1 protein-coding gene is annotated in these 1,617 nt (G+C 56.3%); it reads right to left on the minus strand.

The window, feature by feature from the left end:
- Window positions 1-163: 163 nt before the first annotated feature.
- Window positions 164-1,537, minus strand: a complete 1,374-nt coding sequence (locus tag K9857_RS30205) for a transposase (RefSeq protein WP_224542223.1) — start codon at window positions 1,535-1,537, stop codon at window positions 164-166.
- Window positions 1,538-1,617: the final 80 nt, after the last annotated feature.

Below are 1,617 nucleotides of genomic sequence, written 5' to 3' on the forward strand. Positions count from 1 at the left end.
GGCCGATTCTGTTGAAAAAGTCTGATTTTCAGCTCGCCTGAACTGGGGCACGACCACAACCGGAGAACCTACTCACCACGTTGCGTGGTTTTTCGGCCCTTCGTTGACCTTTGCTGCTCTGTTATTGGGTTGGTTTGAGGTTTTTTGCTTCGTGCAGACGCACCTATCCCGTGAGTGGTGGCCCTTGAGAAGTAAGTTTGGCTAGCCGTCGCAGATTCTGCACCGCAGCAGCCAACGTGAACTCATCAGTCGCGCCACTCATGCCACGTAGTCTCAGGCGATCCAGTTTCAGGATGCGTTTGAGGTGGGCAAACAACATTTCGACCTTCTTACGTTCGTGGCGAGAGCGCACGTACTGCGCTGTCGCTGCGATGCGCCGAGCCACATTACGAGCGGCTTCATGGACGCTGCGAGCGATCTTGCGGAACGCCGTGTTCGGGCAGCACTTGGCTTTCATCGGGCAAGCAGCGCAGTCGGTCTGCCGGGATCGGAAGATGATGGTGTTGGCTTTGGTGATATGCGAACGCTCGTTCTTGAAGGCTCGCCATTCGCTGCGCAACGCGTTGCCGGCCGGGCAGCGGTATTCCTCCGCCTCTTCATTCCATTGGAAATCGTTGTTCGAGAAACTGTCGTTCTTGCGCTCGGTTTTGTCCCACACCGGCACGTGAGGTTCGATGTCTTTTTCCTCCACCATCCAGGCCAACATCGGCGCAGTACCGTACGCGGTATCGCCGATGAGGCGTTCCGGCTTGATGTCGAATTGCGCTTCGACGCGTTCGATCATGGTCTTGGTGCTCTCGACTTCTGCGGTTCGATGAGCCGGTGTCGATTCCACGTCCATGATCACGCCGTGCTCGGTATCGATCAGATAATTCGTCGAGTAAGCGTAAAACGCTGGGCCACCTGGAGCTGCGGTCCAGCGGGCTTGAGGATCCGTCAGCGACAGGCGCTTGGGTAGCGTTTCGGCCAGTGCCTCCTCATCGAGGGCTTCGAGGTACTCACGCACGGCGCGAGTACTCAGGGCCGGATCGCTCCAGTTGACCGGTTCATCACCTGGTACACCGCGCTGCCGACTCGCATCCGCTTTGATGATGCTGGCGTCCACGGCAAAGCCTTCGCCCTTGACCAAGCCAGCGTCCATGCAGTGACGCAGCACTTCATTGAACAACCAGCGAAACAGATCACTGTCCCGAAAACGGCCGTGTCGGTTCTTGGAAAAGGTCGAGTGATTGGGGACTTCGTCTTCAAGGCTCAACCGGCAAAACCAACGATATGCCAGGTTCAAATGAGGCTCTTCGCACAACCGCCGCTCGGAGCGAATGCCATAGCAATAGCCCACGATCAGCATGCGAATCATCAGTTCGGGATCAATCGAAGGACGCCCAATCGGGCTGTAGAAATCGGCGAGGTAATGGCGCAATTCACTTAGATCGAGACACCGATCAATGCTTCGCAGAAGGTGATTGGTGGGGATGTGATCTTCAAGGTTGAACGAGTAAAACAGTCGTTCCTGCCCACTCGATAACTGTCCCATCATGCTGTGTGATCCCCCACCGGCCAATGCAGAGATTTTGCAGCAGGCCAGACAGGGGAGCTACTTTTTCAACAGAATCGGCC

Origin of the sequence: Pseudomonas sp. REP124, from assembly GCF_020164475.1 — a bacterium.
GTDB lineage: Bacteria > Pseudomonadota > Gammaproteobacteria > Pseudomonadales > Pseudomonadaceae > Aquipseudomonas.